We start from the raw sequence: 17,712 nt of genomic DNA, 5'->3' as shown, positions 1-17,712 counted from the left end.
CTCATTTTGATGGTTGCACTGCAATCAGCCCCCACGAAGTCTGTCATGGTGAGCGCAGTCGAACCATCTCCTTGTCATTCAGAAGATACGGCGGGACAGGGGATCCTGCCAACCTTGGTGGAGATCTTTATTCACTGCGTTCATCAGTCGCTTCGCTCGTGTCAGGACTCCGCACCTGCTAGGCGCAGTTGCTTCGCTCAAGATGACAGCATACGAATGGGGAACCTTGCAACCCGAACATTCAGGTGTGACACGACACTACGTCTGTCTAGCGTTGGATCTATCCTGCTCCTGTTGTCCGCCGGAGATGCAAGCAACCCCCTGCGGCATGTGGCCCCCATTGCATTTGACTGTTATGCTCTACAGTTTGTATACTTGCAATACTACTATCATAGTATTCAGCATAGAATCCACATAATGGCTACGCGTGTGTCAAGCGTTGTACTGATCGTTCTGTTCTTATCGGGCTCCCTGGTTTTTGGCGTGCATGCACAATCCATCGAAACAGGAGCCCCTCAGCAGGTGCCTATTCAAGATGCCGAGTCTCCCCTTGATGCCGTCCATTTTGTGGAACCCGTGGGGCAGGACTCGCTGGTTATTGCTGACGGTGCGGGACGCCTTGCGCTTTTTGTGGATGGTGCGTATGCAACCGATCTTGGCGAGCAAGGTCGTGGGCCTTGTGAACACCAGTCGATTTTGACCACGAGTCGATACGCGTCGCTGCTTTTCGCACTTGATCGTGGTCAACAACGACTTTTGGCGTACGATTCTGAATCGGGCGCATGTCTCGGCCAGATACAATCGTCAGATCTGCGGCGTACCACCGGGCTTGCGAGCACCGAGTCGAACCTGTTTCTTGCGCGGGGGCAGTACACATCGCAGACCGAGCCCGATACGCCGCTTTTCTTCCGGGTTGAGCGCGAACAGGAAGCAGAGGATGAACCTGCAGAAGGGTCCGTTGTGGTAGAGACGTCGTTCACATTGGCCGACCTCGATCCGCTTTCGTTTCCCGTCCCGCTCAGTGTGCGAACGCCTGTGGAAACGCATGGGGCATCGGTGTATTTTGCGCTTCCGTTATCCCCTAAGATTATTCGATATAACCGCGAAACCGAGCGCTTTTCCTCGTTTGAGATGGACCTTGCGCTTCCAGCTTCCAGCGAGGTTGAATCATTGAGCGAGCCGGAAAACATATTGCCGATCGTAGAGAGCGATATCGAGTTCGTGGAGCATCTGCACGTTACGGATGACCATGTGGTGGTTGCTTCGCGGCGTGGAACCGGTGCTGATGCCGTATGGCGGGTGCAGGTGTACGACCATAACGGCACGAAGCAAGCCGCCCAGACCGTTGAGCATCAGATTGTTCACCTTACCGGAGCGCACATTATGCAACTCGTGACAGAGGAGACAGAGGATGCGGTGTATACAATTAGTAAGGTGCCCTACGCGTTGCCATGACGACGTAGCAGTGCACAAGAAGACTTAGCAGGCTCTTCGTGTCGATGAGGCACCGGCGTAGAAACTTTTGGATCGGGCGCGCCGTGTGCATTGATCTGAACACTGTAGCCGCACCCCAGATATTGCTAAGGGCCCCGCTCACGCCATGAAAAAAGATCTGCATCCCGAATACACGTCGCTGACCGTCCAGCTCGCGGACGGCTCCACGATTGAAACGCGCTCAACGTTAGATGCTGAGACGTACGAATCCGATGTCGATTCGTCTAACCACCCGTTTTACACCGGGCGGCGCCAGTTTGTAGATACCGCTGGGCGCGTTGAGAAGTTTAACCGGCGCTACGGCCTCAACAACGACGATGACGACGAGGACAGCGACGACGCGTAGCATATCGCCTCGAAGCACACCGCTTCGGGCTGTGTCGGAAGGGCGACCTGTGTAGGCAGGCCGCCCTTTTCTATTTACAGCGCATATTACAGCGCATATTACAGCGCATGGTAGAGCAGTTCGTTCTGCTTCGTCTGCCGAACATCCAATTTGTTCTTAACCACCTGACCTCTTTGCTTCATGAGCACGCCGCTAAACCCTGTTGCCCTCATCACCCAAAAGCGCGACGGCCAACCCGTAGCGCCCGACGACATTGCCCGCCTTGTGGATGCCTACACTGCAGGCGAGGTGCCCGACTATCAGATGAGCGCTTTCATTATGGCGGCGTTCCTGCAAGGGATGAGTGATACAGAGGCCGCAGCGCTCACCGACGCGATGCTGCATTCCGGCACGGTGCTCGACCTGAGCGGTACCCCTGGAATCAAGGTCGACAAGCACTCCACCGGTGGCGTGGGCGACAAGGTGTCGCTCATCCTGGCGCCGATTGTGGCCTCGCAAGGCGTACCGGTGCCTATGGTGTCGGGACGCGGCCTGGGCCACACCGGCGGTACGCTCGACAAGCTGGAGTCCATTCCCGGCTTCCGCACCGACCTGTCGATGCAAGCGTACAAGCAGCAGCTCACCGACATCGGCATTGTGCTGATTGGGCAGACCGAGGAGATGGCACCCGCCGACCGCAAGCTCTACGCGCTGCGCGACGTGACCGGCACGGTCGAGTCCATTCCGCTCATTGCGGCCTCCATTATGAGCAAGAAGCTGGCCGAGGGCATCGACGCGCTCGTGCTCGACGTGAAGTGTGGGCGCGGGGCCTTCATGAAGACGGAGGCCGATGCGCGGACCCTCGCCGAAACGCTCGTAGCCATCGGCGACGATCATGACACGCCCTCTGTTGCGCTGCTCACCGACATGAATGCTCCGCTTGGGCGGGCGGTAGGCAACTGGCCCGAGGTGGCCGAGAGCGTGGCGTGCCTGCGCGGCGCACACGACGACACACCGCTCATGGAGGTCACCTATGCCCTGGCTGGCGAAATGCTGGCGCTGGGCGGCGTGGCCGACACGCCCGAAGCCGGACGTCAACAGGCGCAAGAGGCCGTCGCCTCCGGCGAGGCGCTCGACTGCCTGCGTACGCTGGTGGATGCACAAGACGGCGACGTCTCCGCCATCGACGATCCCAGCACGCGGCCCGACTCCGAGCCCGTGGCTACCGTCACCGCTCCCCAGGGCATGCGCGGTACCGTCACCGAAATCGATGCCCTCGCAATTGGGCACCTTGCTGTGGATTTGGGTGCAGGCCGCCGTACGAAGGAGGACACGGTGGATCCGACTGCTGGACTTACCTTGCAGAAGCACATTGGCGAACCGGTGGCGCCCGGCGATGTGCTGGCGCATCTCTACACCAACCGCACCGAGCAGCTCAATGCCTTCACCAAGGCGCTGCGCAATGCCTACACCGTGGGCGATGCCGCTCCCGAGCGCGGCGCGGCGGTATGGGACCGCTACACGCCCAATGGATGGGCGAGTCAGGCGTAGACCGCTTGCACCGTAACAATTTGTGTTGTTGCATAGTAGATAGAAATGCACAAGACGTCCCCCATCAGCGGGCCTGCCTCGAACGGCTAAACGCAGCGGCTCATCGATTGCCGTTGCACATGGACCGCCTCATGCTACTTTCCAACCGGCTGCATTGCTATGATCTTATCCATTTGGGCACGTTTTAAGCGAGCAATTCGTTCTCTCTTTGGCGGAGCCGTTTCCGCAATGGAAAACCCCCGCCTGGTTCTTGAACAAAACATTCGGGAGCTCAATGACCAGGTGCCCGAAATGAACGAAAACATCGCCACGGTCAAGGCGAACATGATTATGCTGCGCAAGGAGGCGGAGAAATCCGAAGACCAGGTGCAGCAGCTCACCTCACGCATCAAAAGCGCGATCCAGTCGGATCGTGAGGACATTGCGCGCAAGTACGCCATGCGGCTCGAAAAAGAGAAAGAGAGCATGGAGCGTACGCAGCAGCAGCTTCAGCACGCCGAAAAGGCGTACGAGAAGGCGCTGAAGGTGAAGAAGTCGTTCATGCGCGAAAAGGAGAAAAAAATCCAGGAGGCGCAAGATGCCCTGCGTGCCCATGAACAAGCCAAGTGGCAGTCTGAAATTGCGGATACGCTGGAGCAGTTCGAGGTGACGGGCCTCGACCAGACGCACGACGAGATGGTCCAGAAGCTGAACCGCGAGACTGCCGAAAACGAAGCCCGCATGGAGCTGGCGCTGGATTCGGTGGACTCGGAGGAGCTACAGATCGAGGAAGATGCGGAGGAGCTACGCGCTGCCGAGCTCGTTGACCAGTTCAAAATGGAGATGAATGCAGGTGCCGAGCGCGATAAGGAAAGCCGCAGCGCCGAGTCGGAAGATTCCATCGACCTGCCCGACGAGCTCGAAGAAAGTGAACCGCAGAAAACCATCGGCAAGCAGCAGCGCACGCAGTCGGAGTAGCCCCGACGCACGTCGTTAGATTGGATCCATCATGACGGGACCGCTCGTCAGATATTTTTGCAGCAGAACCGGTAGGCATGCCCATGACCGACGATGAGTTCGATCGCATCAAAGAGGCCGAGAAGCAGCGCCTGCGGGCCAAGCGCACCTTGCGCCGGTTGCAGACGGCACTTCGTGAGCAGCGGGAAGCCGGGCGGGGCACTGTAGCACGTATGACGGATCGCGTCCAAACGCTGTTTAACGACCATCGCTCGGCTCTCGACGCGCTGCAATGGGATACCGCCCGCCTTGAAGCTCGCCTCGACGCTTTGCGCAATACACTGACTGGCGCATCCGCCGCCCCCACAGCCACTGGCGCACGTAGCGCCGACACGCTCGGAAGCGATGGACCCGGCGATGACGATGGCTCTGACGACGAGACCACGCTGCGCAGGTATCGCGCCGAGCAGCTGCTTGACGACCTGCGCGCCCAACTGGACGCCGACGCGCCCCCCTCCGACGCGCCCGATTCTGCTGACGATGCATCGGCCAGCACTTCGCCCGACGATGCGGCCCCCGACGATGACCTCCCGGAGAAGACCATTGGCCGCATGCCTCGCTCCTGACTGCCCTCCCTCTTGCTATGGATGAACCCAACTACACACAAGCAGCTTTTCTGCATCCATGGAACCTTATCTTTCTTACGGTAGGGCTTAGCGTTGCCGTGGGCGTGGGGCTGGCAACCGGGCTGCCCACGTGGTTGCTTATTGGCTTTGTGCTCTCTACCGAGTTGCTGATTCTGGGGACGTTTCCGCGCAATGAGCGCTTTCAGCGCGTGGTGCGAGCCGACCATCGGGCCGAGCGCCTGAAACCACCAACCAAAGAAGAGAAATACAGCGCCCTTACCCGGCGTCAGCAGCGGCGCTATGCCCGGCTGCGCAAGCTCTGCACTGAAATCGAATCGAACTACGCCGGCCTAAACAGCGCCTCGCAGCAGCTGGTGCAGCGTACGATTCGCAAGCTCGACGATATCCTCGACTCGTACCTCGATCTCTTGCATCAGCGCGACCGGCACCGCGAAGCCATCGACAGTTCCACCGAAAACAGCATCAAGAAGTCCATCGAATCCATTGAAGGGCGCCTCGACGGCATGCCCGAGCGTGTGCGCGCTGTGAAGGAGCGCCGCCTAACGGTGCTCAAGCGGCGGCTGGCGCGCTTCCAGAAGGCACACGAAAACCTGGACGTGATTGAGGCCCAGCTGCAAACGGTAGAAGACGTGGCCAAGTACATCCACGAACAGTCGTACACGCTGCAAAACCCCGACGAGATCACCCATCAGCTCGACGCGCTCTTTCAGGAGGTGGAAGAAGCGCAAGAGCATGTCCGCGAGATCGAGAACGTGTTTAGCGATCCCGATTCCTACCTCGACGACGCGATGGACTGGCTCGATTCGGAAGAGCCGCTGCCTCCGTCTGACACCCGTTCGCCCGAGTCAGATTCCTCCGGCTCAGGCGATGTTACGCCAGGCTCCACGCGCTCCTCGCGCACGCAGACCGGGGCGTAGACGACCCCGCGAGAGCCGCCGGGCGCGCCGAAACAGACCCGCGATGGATACGCGTGCCGTGCTGTCCTGAACGGCTTGGGCCGAGCACCAGGGAGATGATCTGGACTACGTGGTGGGCGCATCTTCGAGCTCAGACGTGCAGTGCGGGCAGCGTGTGGCCCTGATCGATATGTCTGACACGCAATGCGGGCACCTCTTCATCGTAGGCGGCGGTGCCAGTACAAGGTCGAAGAAAACAAAGAGCCGAAAGGCTCAAAGATTGACCGGAAAGAACGCGGCAGTAGACGTTGGAAACGACTGGCCAGAGCCAAGAACCGTCAGTTGAGTACGATCCGAAACCAGATCAAGGATCTCCTGCACAAGCAGTCCACGCGATTGGTAAAGACTCTGCATGAGACAGGAGTCGGAGCGGTTGTAGTAGGTGACTTGACAGGAATCCGAAATGGTCTGGACTACGGATCGAAGGCGAACCAGAGGCTCCACCAGTGGGCCTACGGCGAGTTCGTACACATGATCAAGTATAAGGCGCGACTGCACGGAATGACCGTGAAGCGCGTCGGTGAAGCCTACACGTCTCAGACCTGCCCGTCTTGCGGGAGCAGACATAAGCCACACGGAAGAGAGTATATCTGTTCGTGTGGGTTTGAAGGACACAGGGACCTGGTAGGTGCAGCCAATATCCGACAGAAGTATCTCGGGTAGAACGGATCGGAAGATCCCTCTCTCCGAGTAGCTGGCGAGATGGCTTCGCCCACCGGAGTGCGGTATCGTCCGCACATGCGAACCGAGCCGACAGGCTCCCAACCGCAACGGTGTAACCCGGCGACCGCTGGTAAGACCTGCTTCGGTAGGCAGGCGGGCAGACCCGTGGGATAAGGGCAGAGAAGCCCGTGAAGAATCTCTCGGCTTTTAGCCGGGGGAGAAGTCAAAAGGGACTGGACGATGGTGCCAAAGGCCGCCCCGATAATGATGCCGACAGCCATATCAATGACATTCCCGCGCATCGCAAATTTTTGAACTCATCAAGCATGGATTCAGGGGGTTGTGCGTAGAATGCGTAGTGCATGAAAGGCACTGCCTCCCTGAAAAACAACTGGGCTATGCGATGAGCTATGCCATAGAGCGATGCGCCAGCAATAAAATCAGACCTGTAAGCAGCCCGTCATACTCAGACTTCTATACTCAGGCTTCTATACTCAGGCTTCTATACTCAGACGTAGCCAGCCGTAAGCCAGGTACTTATGCTACGTCGAACGCCGCCTCGTTATCCACAATGGGAGTGCCAAAGCTCTTCACGATAAAGACCGGGCAGGGCGTGCGGCGGACCACCTTCTCGGCCACACTGCCAATCAGAAAGCGCTTCAGGCCAGTGCGTCCGTGGGTGCCCATGAGAATAAGATCGCAGTCGAGCTCGGTGGCTTTCTCCACAATGTCGTGAGCGGCGTATCCGGTAATGACGTGCGTATCTACTGCACAGCCGGCCTGACGCAGAGGCGCGGCATAGCGTTGCAGCGATGTCTTAGCGCGCTCCACAATGTCGGGCAAGACGGGCGTCATGGGGTCAATGCCATAGACAGTGGGATACGCAATGTCTTCGACCACGTGCAGCAGATGGATATCGGCCTTGTACAGGGCAGCCAGCCCATGCGCGTGGGCTACCACATTGGTGGTGTGCTCCGACAGATCGGCCGGCACCAGGATGCGATCAATCGGTTGTGCCTCGGGCAGTTCAGGGGCGTCGGTATCGGCGGCCTGGCAGAGCACGGTAAAGACCGGGCAGGCGGCGCGGCGCACGACCTCTTCGGCCACGCTGCCGCTAAGCAAGCGTTCGGCCCCACGGCGTCCGTGCGTGCCCATAACCACCACGCCGATATCGCTCTCCACTACGCGCTGCACAATGGCATCGGCAGGAGAGCGGCCGTTGATCTGGTGATAGACCACAGGCACGGGCGTGCCTTGCTCGTCGTCGGGACCCGGGGCGTAGTAGAGGCTGGAGCCGTCTTCGGATTCTTCGAGCGGCAGGTACTCCATTGGGCGGTCATCCGAATCTTCGCCCACTACGGTAAGCACATGCACGGTAGCGCCGGTGTGCTTTGCCATGTGGATGGCATGCTCAAAGGCCTCTTCAGCACAAGGGGAGAAGTCGGTCGGAAAGAGAATATGATCGACAGTAAGCATGGGCGTGCGGGTGATGGGTGTGGGAAAGCGGAAATAGGGTCAGAGGCACGAGAAACAGCAGCGGTCAGCCGGCTTCGTTTTCGACCCACTGCACGGCACGCTGCATCAACTCGGTGGCCGATTCCAGGTTCAGCTTGTTTTTGATGCGTGCGCGATACGACTCAATGGTTTTTACGGAGAGATGCAAGCGCTCGGCGATATCGCGGGTGCTGATGCCTTTGCCCGTGAGTTCAAACACTTCGAGTTCGCGATCCGACAACAGTTCGAGCGGCGACTGCATGAGGCGTTCGCGTCCGCCTTCGGCCATGCTCAAGAGCAGGCGCTCGTTGATCTCGTTGCTTACATAGATGCCGCCGCCCAGCACCTGGCGGGCGGCCTGCACGATCATGTCGGCAGCTTCCAGTTTCATAACGTAGCCTCGCGCTCCAGCACGAATGGCACGCTCGGCGTAGAGCACCTCATCGTGGCGCGACACCACCAGCGTTTTGATGCCTTCGTGGCGCGCTTGCAAGTGTTTGAGCAATTCCATACCGCTCATCCCCGGAAGCGAAATATCGACGATGGCCAGGTCGGGCATGAGGTCGTCGATCTGCTCCAGCGCCTCTTCAGCACTTTCCATTTGCGCTACCACGTCCAGGTCGGGCTCGCTGTTGAGCGACAGCGTAAGTCCTTTACGCATCAGCGGATGGTCGTCTACAATGATAATAGAATGCGTCATAACGGGAACACAAATAACGGAGGAAAGCAGGGAATGAGGCTGGTCAACAGCCGGCTAAACCGGGCAACCCGCGGAAGGGGATGATGAGCCGTTCGAGGAATCCGAAGCGGATGTGCCGGAGGACGGTGCATCGGCTGTGCGCGGGAGCGTGCAGGTAACGGTCGTCCCTTCGCCCACGGCGGTGCTTACGTCGAAGGTGCCGCCAATGATACGCGCACGGTACTTCATGATACGCAGCCCCATTCCACCGTTCTGGGCCCGTTCCTGGTCGAATCCGCTCCCACTGTCGTGCACACGCAGTCGCACTTGATGCGGGCCGCCGGCCAGAATAATGCGGATCCGCTCGGCCTTGCCATGGCGCACGGCGTTGCTCACGGCTTCTTGCGTGATGCGATACAGATGCGTAGCAGCCTGGCTGTTGTGTACGAGCGTCGTGCCGGTTTCCTCGAACACGCAGTGCACATCGAACAGGCGCTGGGCGTTGTCCGAAAGGCGGCGCAGCGCCTCCGACAGGCCACTGGCCTCCAGATCGACTGGTGTAAGGCCACGGGCCAGATCGCGGGCGTACTGGTCGGCATCGCGAATGAGGTCGGTGATCTCGGCAGCCTCCTCGGCCATCGGGTGGTCCTCGCGCTGGAGCTGGTCGGCCAGGTTCTTATGCAGCAAGCCCGTGCCCGTGAGCATCTGCCCGAGGCCGTCGTGCAGGTCCTGCCCAATGCGACGGCGCTCCTGCTCGCTGATACTCAGGATTTCTTGCTCCAGGCGGCGGCGCTCCGAAATATCGCGCACAATACCGGTAAACGTAATGCGGTCGTGGCGCTCCACCTCGCTCACGGCCAGATCCATCGGAAAGGTGGAGCCGTCTTTGCGCTTCCCGGTTACCTCGCGCCCAATGCCAATGATGCGCTGCTCCCCGGTTTCGTGGTACCGCTGAAGATAGTTGTCGTGCTCATCGTGGTAGGGCTCGGGCATGAGGATGCGCACATTTTTGCCAATGACTGCGTCCGCATCGTATCCAAAAATATCTTCGGCGGCCTTGTTGAACGACTCGATGTGGCCCTCCGCATCAATCGTGATGATGCCATCCACGGTGGTTTCGAGAATGGCACGGGCGTTAGCCTCGCTCACCTGTAGCGCGCGTTTCGTACGCGTTTGCTCCACGGCACCGGCGAGCACATTGGCAATAGCTTGCAGGGAGAACATGGCCTGGTCGCTATACGACTGTGGGGCGTGAGCGTGAGCCCCCAGCACGCCAAAGGGTTCGGGAGAACTGGCAATAGCGACGCTGATTCCGCTCTGCATGCCATGGTCGGCCAGCAGCGGGGGAAACGTGAAATCGGTCGGTTTCGGGTCTGGCACTACCACAGGCGTATCCGATGCCAGGGTGTACCCGGCTTGCGAGAGCATGCCGTCGTAGCGTTCCGGGATGCAGGCGGTACCGATGTACTCGCGCGCCCACCCCGATCCAGCGCGCAGCGTAAACGCGTGCTGCTCGGGCTGATGCTCCAGAATCTTGCAGGTGTCAACCCCGAGGAGCACCGGCACGACATGCGCCACATACGCCATGAGCACATCGAGATCGGTTTCGGAGAGGGCCCGGCGGCTTACATCGGCCACAACAGCCTGCGCATGAGTGGCGGTAGACACGTCCGATGAATCAGTGCGGTGCACGGGCCGCGCGTGGTGGTACTGCTCGATCGTATTAAGCCGCACGTCGAGGTGGCTGCCGTCGCTCAGCGTTACGATACAGTCGTCGACCCCAGCTGCAAAGAGCGCGTGGATACGCTGGCGCGAAGCGCGCGGCGCTACCGCCATAATGAGCATATCGGCTCCGGAGTTGCGCCTGGCTTCAACCCACGAGGTAGCAGAGCCCCCCGGCGTGCAGAGCACAACAAGCTCCACCAATGCGGTTTCAACCGCTTGCGTAGCGGCCTCCGTATTGGGCACTGACGTAACCGCATACTGGCGCCGTTCGAGTGCACGGGCAAGCGCACGGCGAGAGTCAGTGTCAGGGCCAACAAGAAGCGTGTTCATAAGGGTACCGGAACGAGTGTAGAGGGGTGCTCAGCAGATACGCTTTCGTCATCTGCAGGTGGTTAAGGGGAATGATGAGAGGTCAAGCGCTGTTGCGTCGTCAATGGTCGTCAATGGTCGTCAATGCAAGCGCAGAGGGATGGCAAGCGCAGAGGGATGCTGCGGGATGGCTTATACAATGGCCTCTCCGCGCTCGAATCATACACCCGTGGCCATGCAGCCGTCAAGAAACGAAATTCGCAGCATCTACCGTACCCCGCAAGCACCAACACAGCGTGTACGAGCAGCCCCGATCCCCCTGTGGGGCCGTCCCTTACAAAGGGGTTCACAGTTTCCCCACATGCCTGGCACGCGACCTGCTTACAACACGGGAGGCGACGTGTGGCGTGATTAGATACTACCGTGCACTGCTTGCATCGGTTTTCCGATTCGGTTTTCCGATGGCACGGGTCATGGGCACAGGCAGGTCGCTGTTAGCATGCGCATTGCAGCACGTCTAACAGGATCCAGGGTTCGTTGCTCGCTCGTTATTCCTGATCGGCTATGTGGTCTCCTCGTTCCATTGTATATCCGCTCTCATCTGTTGAGGCCGCGCCTTCTGCGGTGCGTTCTGTTGTGCGTTGGGCACAGCGCCTTGGCATCCCCCTTCATGTAACCCCGTGGCCAGGACGCCTGCCCCGGCCTGAGTCGGAGGTGCGGGCGCAGATACAGGCGCTGGCCGCCTCTCATGCCACGCTTGATCTACGCACCGATGCATATACACGGAACGCGTTTCCCCAAACCGCCTGGCAGGCCTACGTGGCACAGCACGATGTTGACTTGGTGGTGCTTACGCCGCCAGACGAGTGCGCTGCTGGGCCGTTGCTTTCGTGTGCGAAGGTGCAGCCCATAGTAGCCCGCACAACAGCGGCGATCCTCGCCCTGCCGCATGCGGCGGCCACCTCGTTTGACCGGGTGTTGGCTCCTACTGACATGACCAAAGAGGCCGTGCCTACGCTGCATCATGCCGAGGCTATTGCCGACTTTTGTGAGGCCGAGCTTCATGCGCTCCACGTTTTAGCACGCCGGCAGTACGTAGCACTTACGCGGACTGATATGCTGGCCCTCGACGATGCTGCTGGCACGCCGCGCGTGGCTAAGCGTCGCCTGCGTACATGGTACCATCGCCATACCCACCCGGCCTACTCGGCTCATGCGTCTACGCACATACATGTAGAACAGGGCGATCCGGTTAGTGCTATCACGCGGGCGGTTCAGGCCCAGCAGGCCGACCTGATTGTGCTGGCCGCCACGCACCATCCCGAGCACAAGCCTGCCCTTAGCACCCTCACCGAAAACGTGCTACGGCGCACCACCTGTGCAGTACTCATCACCCGTCCCGCTACGCATAGTCTGGTAGATACGCCAACCCGCACCCCCTCCTCGCAAACAGTATCATCATGAAAAAACATCTTTTCACACATATGCTGTGTGTGGCCCTTGTGATTGGATGAGGCCGGTTGTAACATTTATGTACGCGTGACCCAAACGGTGACGCACCGGCTTTCATTTTTGAGTGTATGCTGATAGCGGTTGGCAGGAGTCGAAATACGAGCGGAGTACATGAACGGAGCAACGGATACGTGCATACGGCGGCCTCCTTCATTTTAGTCGCCTTGCTTCCACTGGAGGAGATCCCCACCCGAAATGACCTTCCGGTTTCTTTCCGATCACAGACATGCCCCTCCGCCCTTCCACGACGCTCTGCTCTCGCTGTGCTGCTCAGAATGACAGAAAAGCAGAGGGGAACCTCCCCTCCTGCAGCCCGGATTGCGCATTATAACGCATATAGCTCTTTGGGGAAACTTGCAGCATCGGGAGATCCCCCACATGACGATGTGCAGATGTATTACACGACAGACGTAACTCGTCTGTCATCCTACGCACGCGTGTCTTAGCACCTTGCTACCGATGCTTGCTCGCCTCTCGATCATCAGCCTGTTCGGTTTGTTTTATGTCTTCTTCCGCCACGACCCAGGCGCCCCGCGTGCGCCAAGACGATGTGGAGGTCTTCTCCTATGATGAGCAGATCACCCGTCTGTTTGTGCTTGCTACGGTGGTGTGGGGCCTCATTGGGATGCTGGTGGGGCTGCTTCTGGCCCTGCAACTTCCGTTTCCCGAAGCCAACCTGGGTGAGTATCTGTCGTTTGGACGCTTGCGTCCGTTACATACCAACGCGGTGATTTTTGCCTTTGCGGGCAACGCCATATTCGCCGCAGTCTACTACTCCACCCAGCGTCTCTGTAAGACGCGCATGTACAGCGACTGGATGAGCCGCTTCCACTTCTGGGGATGGCAAGGTATCATCGTATCCGCCGCGATTACGCTTCCGCTTGGATACACAACCAGTAAAGAGTACGCGGAGCTGGAGTGGCCCATCAGCATTGCTATTGCGGTGGTATGGATCGTATTCGCGATCAACTTCTTTGCGACACTCAAAAACCGGCGCGTCAAGCACATGTACGTGGCGCTCTGGTTCTACATCGCCACGATCGTCACCATTGCGGTGCTACACGTTGGCAACAACCTGGCCATTCCGGTAGGCGCGTTTGAGAGCTACCCGATCTATTCGGGCGTGCAAGATGCACTGGTACAGTGGTGGTACGGCCACAACGCGGTGGCCTTCTTCCTCACGACGCCGTTCCTGGGGCTGATGTACTACTTCCTGCCCAAGGCCGCCGAGCGTCCGGTCTTTTCGTACCGGCTCTCCATTGTGCACTTCTGGAGTCTGGTTTTCATCTACATCTGGGCGGGGCCGCACCACCTCATCTACACCGCGGTGCCTGAATGGGCGGCCACGGTCGGTATGGTCTTTAGCGTAATGCTGTGGATGCCCAGCTGGGGCGGCATGATTAACGGACTGTTTACGCTGCGGGGCGCCTGGCACAAGCTGCGCGACAGCGTGGTGCTGAAGATGTTCGTGGTCGGCATCACCTTCTACGGCATGTCCACGTTCGAAGGCCCCATGCTTTCAGTAAAGAGCGTAAATGCCCTCACGCACTACACCGACTGGACGATCGGCCACGTGCACTCAGGGGCGCTTGGATGGAATGGCTTTATGACCTTTGGCATGATCTACTGGCTCTTGCCGCGCCTGTGGCGCACGCCGCTCTGGAGCGATAAGCTCGCCAATGCGCATTTCTGGGTTGGCACGCTTGGCATTCTGGTATATGTTATTTCGATGTACGTGTCTGGGATCACACAGGGCCTCATGTGGCGTGCCTTCGACGACGCAGGAAGCCTCATGTATCCCGACTTCATGGAAACTGTGGTACAGGTCATCCCCATGTACTGGGCCCGCTTCATTGGCGGCAGCCTCTACCTGGCTGGTATGGTGATGCTCGTCGTCAACGTCATCATGACAATCCGTAATGCGCCCGACACGCTTCCCGATGCAGCACAGATTACAGCCCGTAAGCCGATCGCTGCACAGATGGGCGGCGATGGCGCGCCCGGGGCCGATGCCGAAGGCGATGGTGCAACAACGCCTACCCCTGATACGGCAACGGCGTCTGATACCGAAACGGCCGAGGACAATGACGACGATGACGACAAACCGCGTCCCGGTACCAAAAAGGTACAACTGCCTACGCCCGGCGACGACGACTAATCGACTTCGTTGCTTTCCTTCTCCTTCCCCCACTGACGCTTTTTTCGTTGTATTATGGGACGCTTCATCGACAAAGACGGGATGCACCGCTCGCTCGAAGGGTGGCCGCTCGTATTTACTGTGCTAACAACGATCGCCATCCTGGTCGGTGGCCTGGTAGAGATCGTACCACTGATGCTGGCCGACGAGGCTGCCGAGCGCATCGAAACGGTCGAACCATTCACCCCACTCGAACTGGCCGGGCGCGATATCTACATTGCGGAAGGATGCGTGGGCTGCCACTCGCAGGCCGTGCGCCCCTTCCGGCACGAACTGGAGCGCTACGGCGAGTACCAGCGCGCTGGCGAAACAGTCTATGAGCGCCCCTTCCTGTGGGGCTCAAAGCGCACCGGTCCCGACTTAGCCCGTGTAGGCGGCAAATACCCCCACCTGTGGCACGTGCGCCACATGGAAGACCCACGCTCGACCAGCCCCGGCTCGGTCATGCCCCCCTACCCATGGATGCTCGAAAAAGAGGTGGACCTCGATGTGCTGCCGCGTAAGCTGCGTGCGCTTCGGTCGCTGGGCACTCCTTACTCCGACGACGAGATTGCCCAGGCCACTGAACGGGCTGAAGAGCAGGCCGCTGAGATCGCGGGAGCCATCGAACAGCAGGGGGGGCCAGAGGATCTTGAATCAAAGCAGATCGTGGCGCTGGTGGCCTATTTGCAACGCCTGGGTACCGACATCGAGGAAGCCCCTGACGTAGAAAACGAACTGGGCGACGAGGACGAATCTACCGCCTCCCGCTCCAACTAATGCTTTTTCACCTTGCCCCCTGCTGCCATGTGGAAAGAAGCCGTTCGCACCCTCGAAACGGGCCCTCTCGCCGAAATTGGCCTGTTGGCCTTCGTGTTTGCCTTCTGCATGATTGTGCTGTATGCCTTTTGGATGCCGAAGGAATTTCGGGAGCACGCCAAACACATTCCGCTTGACGACGACGCCTCGCCTCACCAAAACGGATCCTCATCATGAGTCGCACTGACCCTCCCAACCCCGATTCTGGTTCCCGCTCAGATGCCTCCGAGGGCTCGGTGCTCTATGGGGGCACCTCCGACGAGCTCATGCAGGGCCACCATTACGACGGCATTCAGGAGTACGATAATCCTATGCCCGGCTGGTGGATCTGGCTCCTCTGGGCTACCGTCGCGTTCTCGGTGGTCTACGTTGTGGGCATCACCTACTTCGACTGGATTAATACCTACGAAGACGACCTGGCCGAGGGGATCGAAGAGATCGAAATGATGCGCCAGGCCCATGCCGAGTCGGAAGGCGGCAATGAGTTTGAAGTGACTGAAGCTTCAATTGCCGAGTACGTAGGCGTGGATGAGCATGTGGAGGCCGGAAACGAAATCTACATGCAAAACTGCGCCTCGTGCCACGGCGATCAGGGCCAGGGCAATATTGGCCCGAACCTGACCGACGAGTACTATCTGCACGGCGGAAGCAACGTGGACCTCTTTAACGTGCTCACCGATGGCGTGTCGGATGCCGGCATGCCCGCCTGGGAGGGGAACCTCAGTCCCGAAGAGCGTGCACAAGTAGTTGCATTCATTCGATCCATTGAGGGCACCGACCCGTCTGACGCCAAAGATCCTGAGGGGGAGCGCTACGAAGAGGAAAGCTAATTCGCTGAGCCGTCCTCACCCATTGCTCTTTTGGCGCGTTTGTTCGCGCTACGCAGTAACCTCTACATACCATGGCACGCAACGACCAATTTATCGACGCCGATGACGTAGGCATTCTGGATTCGCCAGAAGCGGTGCTCTCGACCATGGACCAAGATGGCGACCGCCGCTGGCTCTATCCAACTCCCAGCAAGGGTTTCTACTACTGGTGGCGCCTGGCCATCGGCTGGGCTCTCATCGCTTTCTTTGTAAGCTTGCCGTGGATCCAAATCAATGGGAAGCCCGCCGTGCTTCTGGATCTGATGGAGCGTGAGTTCACGCTCTTTGGCACCACCTTCTACCCCACTGATACGCTTCTCTTGCTTGGCTTCCTGCTGGGCACGCTCGTGAGTATCATCCTGATTTCAGCGGTGTTTGGGCGTATCTGGTGCGGGTGGGGGTGCCCACAGACGGTCTACCTCGAGTTCGTGTATCGGCCCATTGAGCGGTGGATCGAAGGCGCTGAGCATGTGCGCAAACGCCGCGATGAAGGCCCCCTCACGTTCGACAAGGCCTGGCGTAAGACCGCAAAGTGGGGGGTTTACGCTGTTCTCTCATTGGTGCTGGCTCATACGTTCGTATCCTACTTCGTCGGTTGGGACCGCCTGCTCACCTGGATGCAGAGCGACCCGCGCGAGAACTGGGGCTACTTCCTCATGATGGCGGGAACGACTGGGCTCATCTTGTACGACTTTGGGTTCTTCCGCGAGCAGATGTGCACCATCGCCTGCCCGTACGCGCGCTTCCAGTCGGTCTTGCTTGATCCGGATTCACTCATCGTGTCGTACGACGAAGACCGCGGCGAGCCACGTGGGCGCGGCAAAGACCGCTCGGAGCTCGGCGACTGCATCGACTGTGGGGCGTGTGTGCGCACCTGTCCGACCGGAATCGACATCCGCGATGGCTTGCAGATGGAGTGCGTGGCCTGCACGCAATGCATCGACGCATGCGACGACATTATGGACAAGATGGGCTGGGAGCCGGGGCTCATCAAGTATACCTCCGAGAAAGCACTCAACGACGAACCGACTAAGATTGCACGCCCCCGTACGCTGCTCTATAGCGGCGTGCTGCTTGCACTTACGGTGTTCTTTGTTGGCCTGCTGTGGACGCGCTCGTCGTATGATATCAATGTGGCACGAGCGGGCGGACAGCCGTTTATGGAACTGCCCGATGACCGCATTGCCAATCGCATCCGCGTACGGGTGCGCAATCAAACCGCCACCGAGGCTCGGTTCAGCATTGGAGCCGAAGGCATCCCCAACGTGCAGGTGAATCCGGTGGGCACTGGCGAAACAACACTCGCGCCGCAAGAAATGAAGCGCACCGAAGCCTGGATCATCGTGCCGCCCGATGCCCTGAGCAACGAGCGCGAAGTAACAATCCTCGTGCAGTTCGACGACGGCACCGAGGAGCGCATCACCCACGTGCAGCACGGTGTCTCGGCCTCGGTAATGCCCCACCAGCCGCATCGCCGCTGCGGCGCCTCCCCACGCCCAGGCCATTTCGTCGCCCAAGGTCGCCTCCACCCTCTCTTCCAAGGCCGTGGGATCGACG

The 17,712-nt window shown here is 59.3% G+C and carries 15 protein-coding genes and 2 pseudogenes; 13 read left to right on the top strand and 4 right to left on the bottom strand.

Annotation, left to right across the window (positions count from 1 at the left end):
- Nucleotides 1-483 precede the first annotated feature (483 nt).
- The 7 genes from R6U20_RS00875 to R6U20_RS00845 all read left to right on the top strand — a co-directional run bounded on the left by R6U20_RS00875 (nt 484) and on the right by R6U20_RS00845 (nt 6,572).
- Nucleotides 484-1,455, top strand: coding sequence for a hypothetical protein (locus R6U20_RS00875; RefSeq protein WP_410335983.1), 972 nt, complete (start codon nt 484-486; stop codon nt 1,453-1,455).
- A 145-nt stretch (nt 1,456-1,600) separates the two neighbouring features.
- The gene (gene rpmE, locus R6U20_RS00870) at nt 1,601-1,840 is read left to right on the top strand and encodes a 50S ribosomal protein L31 (RefSeq protein ID WP_410335982.1); all 240 of its coding nucleotides are present in this window, start codon (nt 1,601-1,603) and stop codon (nt 1,838-1,840) included.
- A 180-nt stretch (nt 1,841-2,020) separates the two neighbouring features.
- Nucleotides 2,021-3,370 carry a thymidine phosphorylase gene (locus tag R6U20_RS00865; RefSeq protein WP_410335981.1) on the top strand — a complete coding sequence of 450 codons (1,350 nt, stop codon included), beginning with the start codon at nt 2,021-2,023 and terminating at the stop codon, nt 3,368-3,370.
- Between the two features lie 159 nt (nt 3,371-3,529).
- Nucleotides 3,530-4,327 (top strand): PspA/IM30 family protein, encoded by a 798-nt coding sequence (locus R6U20_RS00860; protein ID WP_410335980.1) that lies wholly within the window; start codon nt 3,530-3,532, stop codon nt 4,325-4,327.
- Between the two features lie 77 nt (nt 4,328-4,404).
- Complete coding sequence (locus R6U20_RS00855) at nt 4,405-4,932, top strand: hypothetical protein (protein WP_410335979.1); 528 nt, start codon at nt 4,405-4,407, stop codon at nt 4,930-4,932.
- 17 nt (nt 4,933-4,949) lie between these two features.
- Entirely contained in the window at nt 4,950-5,870 is a 921-nt protein-coding gene (locus R6U20_RS00850; RefSeq protein WP_410335978.1) for a hypothetical protein, read from the top strand.
- Nucleotides 5,871-6,053: 183 nt separating this feature from the next.
- The gene (locus R6U20_RS00845) at nt 6,054-6,572 is read left to right on the top strand and encodes an RNA-guided endonuclease InsQ/TnpB family protein (protein ID WP_410335977.1); all 519 of its coding nucleotides are present in this window, start codon (nt 6,054-6,056) and stop codon (nt 6,570-6,572) included.
- A gap of 224 nt (nt 6,573-6,796) precedes the next feature.
- Here R6U20_RS00845 and R6U20_RS00840 read toward each other — a convergent pair.
- From R6U20_RS00840 to R6U20_RS00825, 4 genes and pseudogenes are all read right to left on the bottom strand, one after another.
- A pseudogene (locus R6U20_RS00840) lies at nt 6,797-6,874 on the bottom strand (MscL family protein); the annotation flags it as partial.
- Between the two features lie 235 nt (nt 6,875-7,109).
- Complete coding sequence (locus R6U20_RS00835; protein WP_410335976.1) at nt 7,110-8,048, bottom strand: universal stress protein; 939 nt, start codon at nt 8,046-8,048, stop codon at nt 7,110-7,112.
- Between the two features lie 64 nt (nt 8,049-8,112).
- The gene (locus R6U20_RS00830; protein ID WP_410335975.1) at nt 8,113-8,766 is read right to left on the bottom strand and encodes a response regulator; all 654 of its coding nucleotides are present in this window, start codon (nt 8,764-8,766) and stop codon (nt 8,113-8,115) included.
- 54 nt (nt 8,767-8,820) lie between these two features.
- Nucleotides 8,821-10,800: a PAS domain S-box protein gene (locus R6U20_RS00825; RefSeq protein ID WP_410335974.1), complete on the bottom strand. Its 1,980-nt coding sequence runs from the start codon at nt 10,798-10,800 to the stop codon at nt 8,821-8,823.
- 543 nt (nt 10,801-11,343) lie between these two features.
- Between R6U20_RS00825 and R6U20_RS00820 the strand changes: the two genes are divergently transcribed.
- The 6 genes and pseudogenes from R6U20_RS00820 to ccoG form a co-directional block, all read left to right on the top strand.
- A complete protein-coding gene (locus R6U20_RS00820) occupies nt 11,344-12,243 on the top strand; it encodes a universal stress protein (protein WP_410335973.1) in 900 nt (299 codons plus the stop codon).
- 550 nt (nt 12,244-12,793) lie between these two features.
- A pseudogene (ccoN, locus tag R6U20_RS00815) lies at nt 12,794-14,218 on the top strand (cytochrome-c oxidase, cbb3-type subunit I); the annotation flags it as partial.
- A gap of 285 nt (nt 14,219-14,503) precedes the next feature.
- Nucleotides 14,504-15,247, top strand: coding sequence for a cytochrome-c oxidase, cbb3-type subunit II (gene ccoO / locus R6U20_RS00810; protein ID WP_410335972.1), 744 nt, complete (start codon nt 14,504-14,506; stop codon nt 15,245-15,247).
- Between the two features lie 12 nt (nt 15,248-15,259).
- Nucleotides 15,260-15,463 carry a cbb3-type cytochrome c oxidase subunit 3 gene (locus R6U20_RS00805; protein ID WP_410335971.1) on the top strand — a complete coding sequence of 68 codons (204 nt, stop codon included), beginning with the start codon at nt 15,260-15,262 and terminating at the stop codon, nt 15,461-15,463.
- Nucleotides 15,460-16,116, top strand: coding sequence for a cytochrome c (locus R6U20_RS00800; protein ID WP_410335970.1), 657 nt, complete (start codon nt 15,460-15,462; stop codon nt 16,114-16,116). The genes R6U20_RS00805 and R6U20_RS00800 overlap by 4 nt, the downstream gene beginning before the upstream one ends.
- 71 nt (nt 16,117-16,187) lie before the next feature.
- Nucleotides 16,188-17,712: cytochrome c oxidase accessory protein CcoG (gene ccoG, locus R6U20_RS00795; protein WP_410335969.1), on the top strand; the 1,525-nt coding region annotated here is incomplete at its 3' end.

The sequence above is a fragment of the Longimonas sp. genome, assembly GCF_046498435.1.
Classification (GTDB): domain Bacteria; phylum Bacteroidota; class Rhodothermia; order Rhodothermales; family Salinibacteraceae; genus Longimonas.
The sequence above is the reverse complement of the archived record's forward strand: the minus strand, read 5'-3'. Positions and strand labels throughout refer to the sequence as shown.

Coding starts and splice junctions, on each gene's coding strand:
- R6U20_RS00835 (WP_410335976.1), bottom strand. CDS start 8,048: ATGCTTACTGTCGATCATATTCTCTTTCCGACCGACTTCTCCCCTTGT.
- rpmE (WP_410335982.1), top strand. CDS start 1,601: ATGAAAAAAGATCTGCATCCCGAATACACGTCGCTGACCGTCCAGCTC.
- R6U20_RS00830 (WP_410335975.1), bottom strand. CDS start 8,766: ATGACGCATTCTATTATCATTGTAGACGACCATCCGCTGATGCGTAAA.
- R6U20_RS00845 (WP_410335977.1), top strand. CDS start 6,054: ATGCGGGCACCTCTTCATCGTAGGCGGCGGTGCCAGTACAAGGTCGAA.
- R6U20_RS00825 (WP_410335974.1), bottom strand. CDS start 10,800: ATGAACACGCTTCTTGTTGGCCCTGACACTGACTCTCGCCGTGCGCTT.
- R6U20_RS00855 (WP_410335979.1), top strand. CDS start 4,405: ATGCCCATGACCGACGATGAGTTCGATCGCATCAAAGAGGCCGAGAAG.
- R6U20_RS00820 (WP_410335973.1), top strand. CDS start 11,344: ATGTGGTCTCCTCGTTCCATTGTATATCCGCTCTCATCTGTTGAGGCC.
- R6U20_RS00860 (WP_410335980.1), top strand. CDS start 3,530: ATGATCTTATCCATTTGGGCACGTTTTAAGCGAGCAATTCGTTCTCTC.
- ccoO (WP_410335972.1), top strand. CDS start 14,504: ATGGGACGCTTCATCGACAAAGACGGGATGCACCGCTCGCTCGAAGGG.
- R6U20_RS00850 (WP_410335978.1), top strand. CDS start 4,950: ATGGATGAACCCAACTACACACAAGCAGCTTTTCTGCATCCATGGAAC.
- R6U20_RS00800 (WP_410335970.1), top strand. CDS start 15,460: ATGAGTCGCACTGACCCTCCCAACCCCGATTCTGGTTCCCGCTCAGAT.
- R6U20_RS00865 (WP_410335981.1), top strand. CDS start 2,021: ATGAGCACGCCGCTAAACCCTGTTGCCCTCATCACCCAAAAGCGCGAC.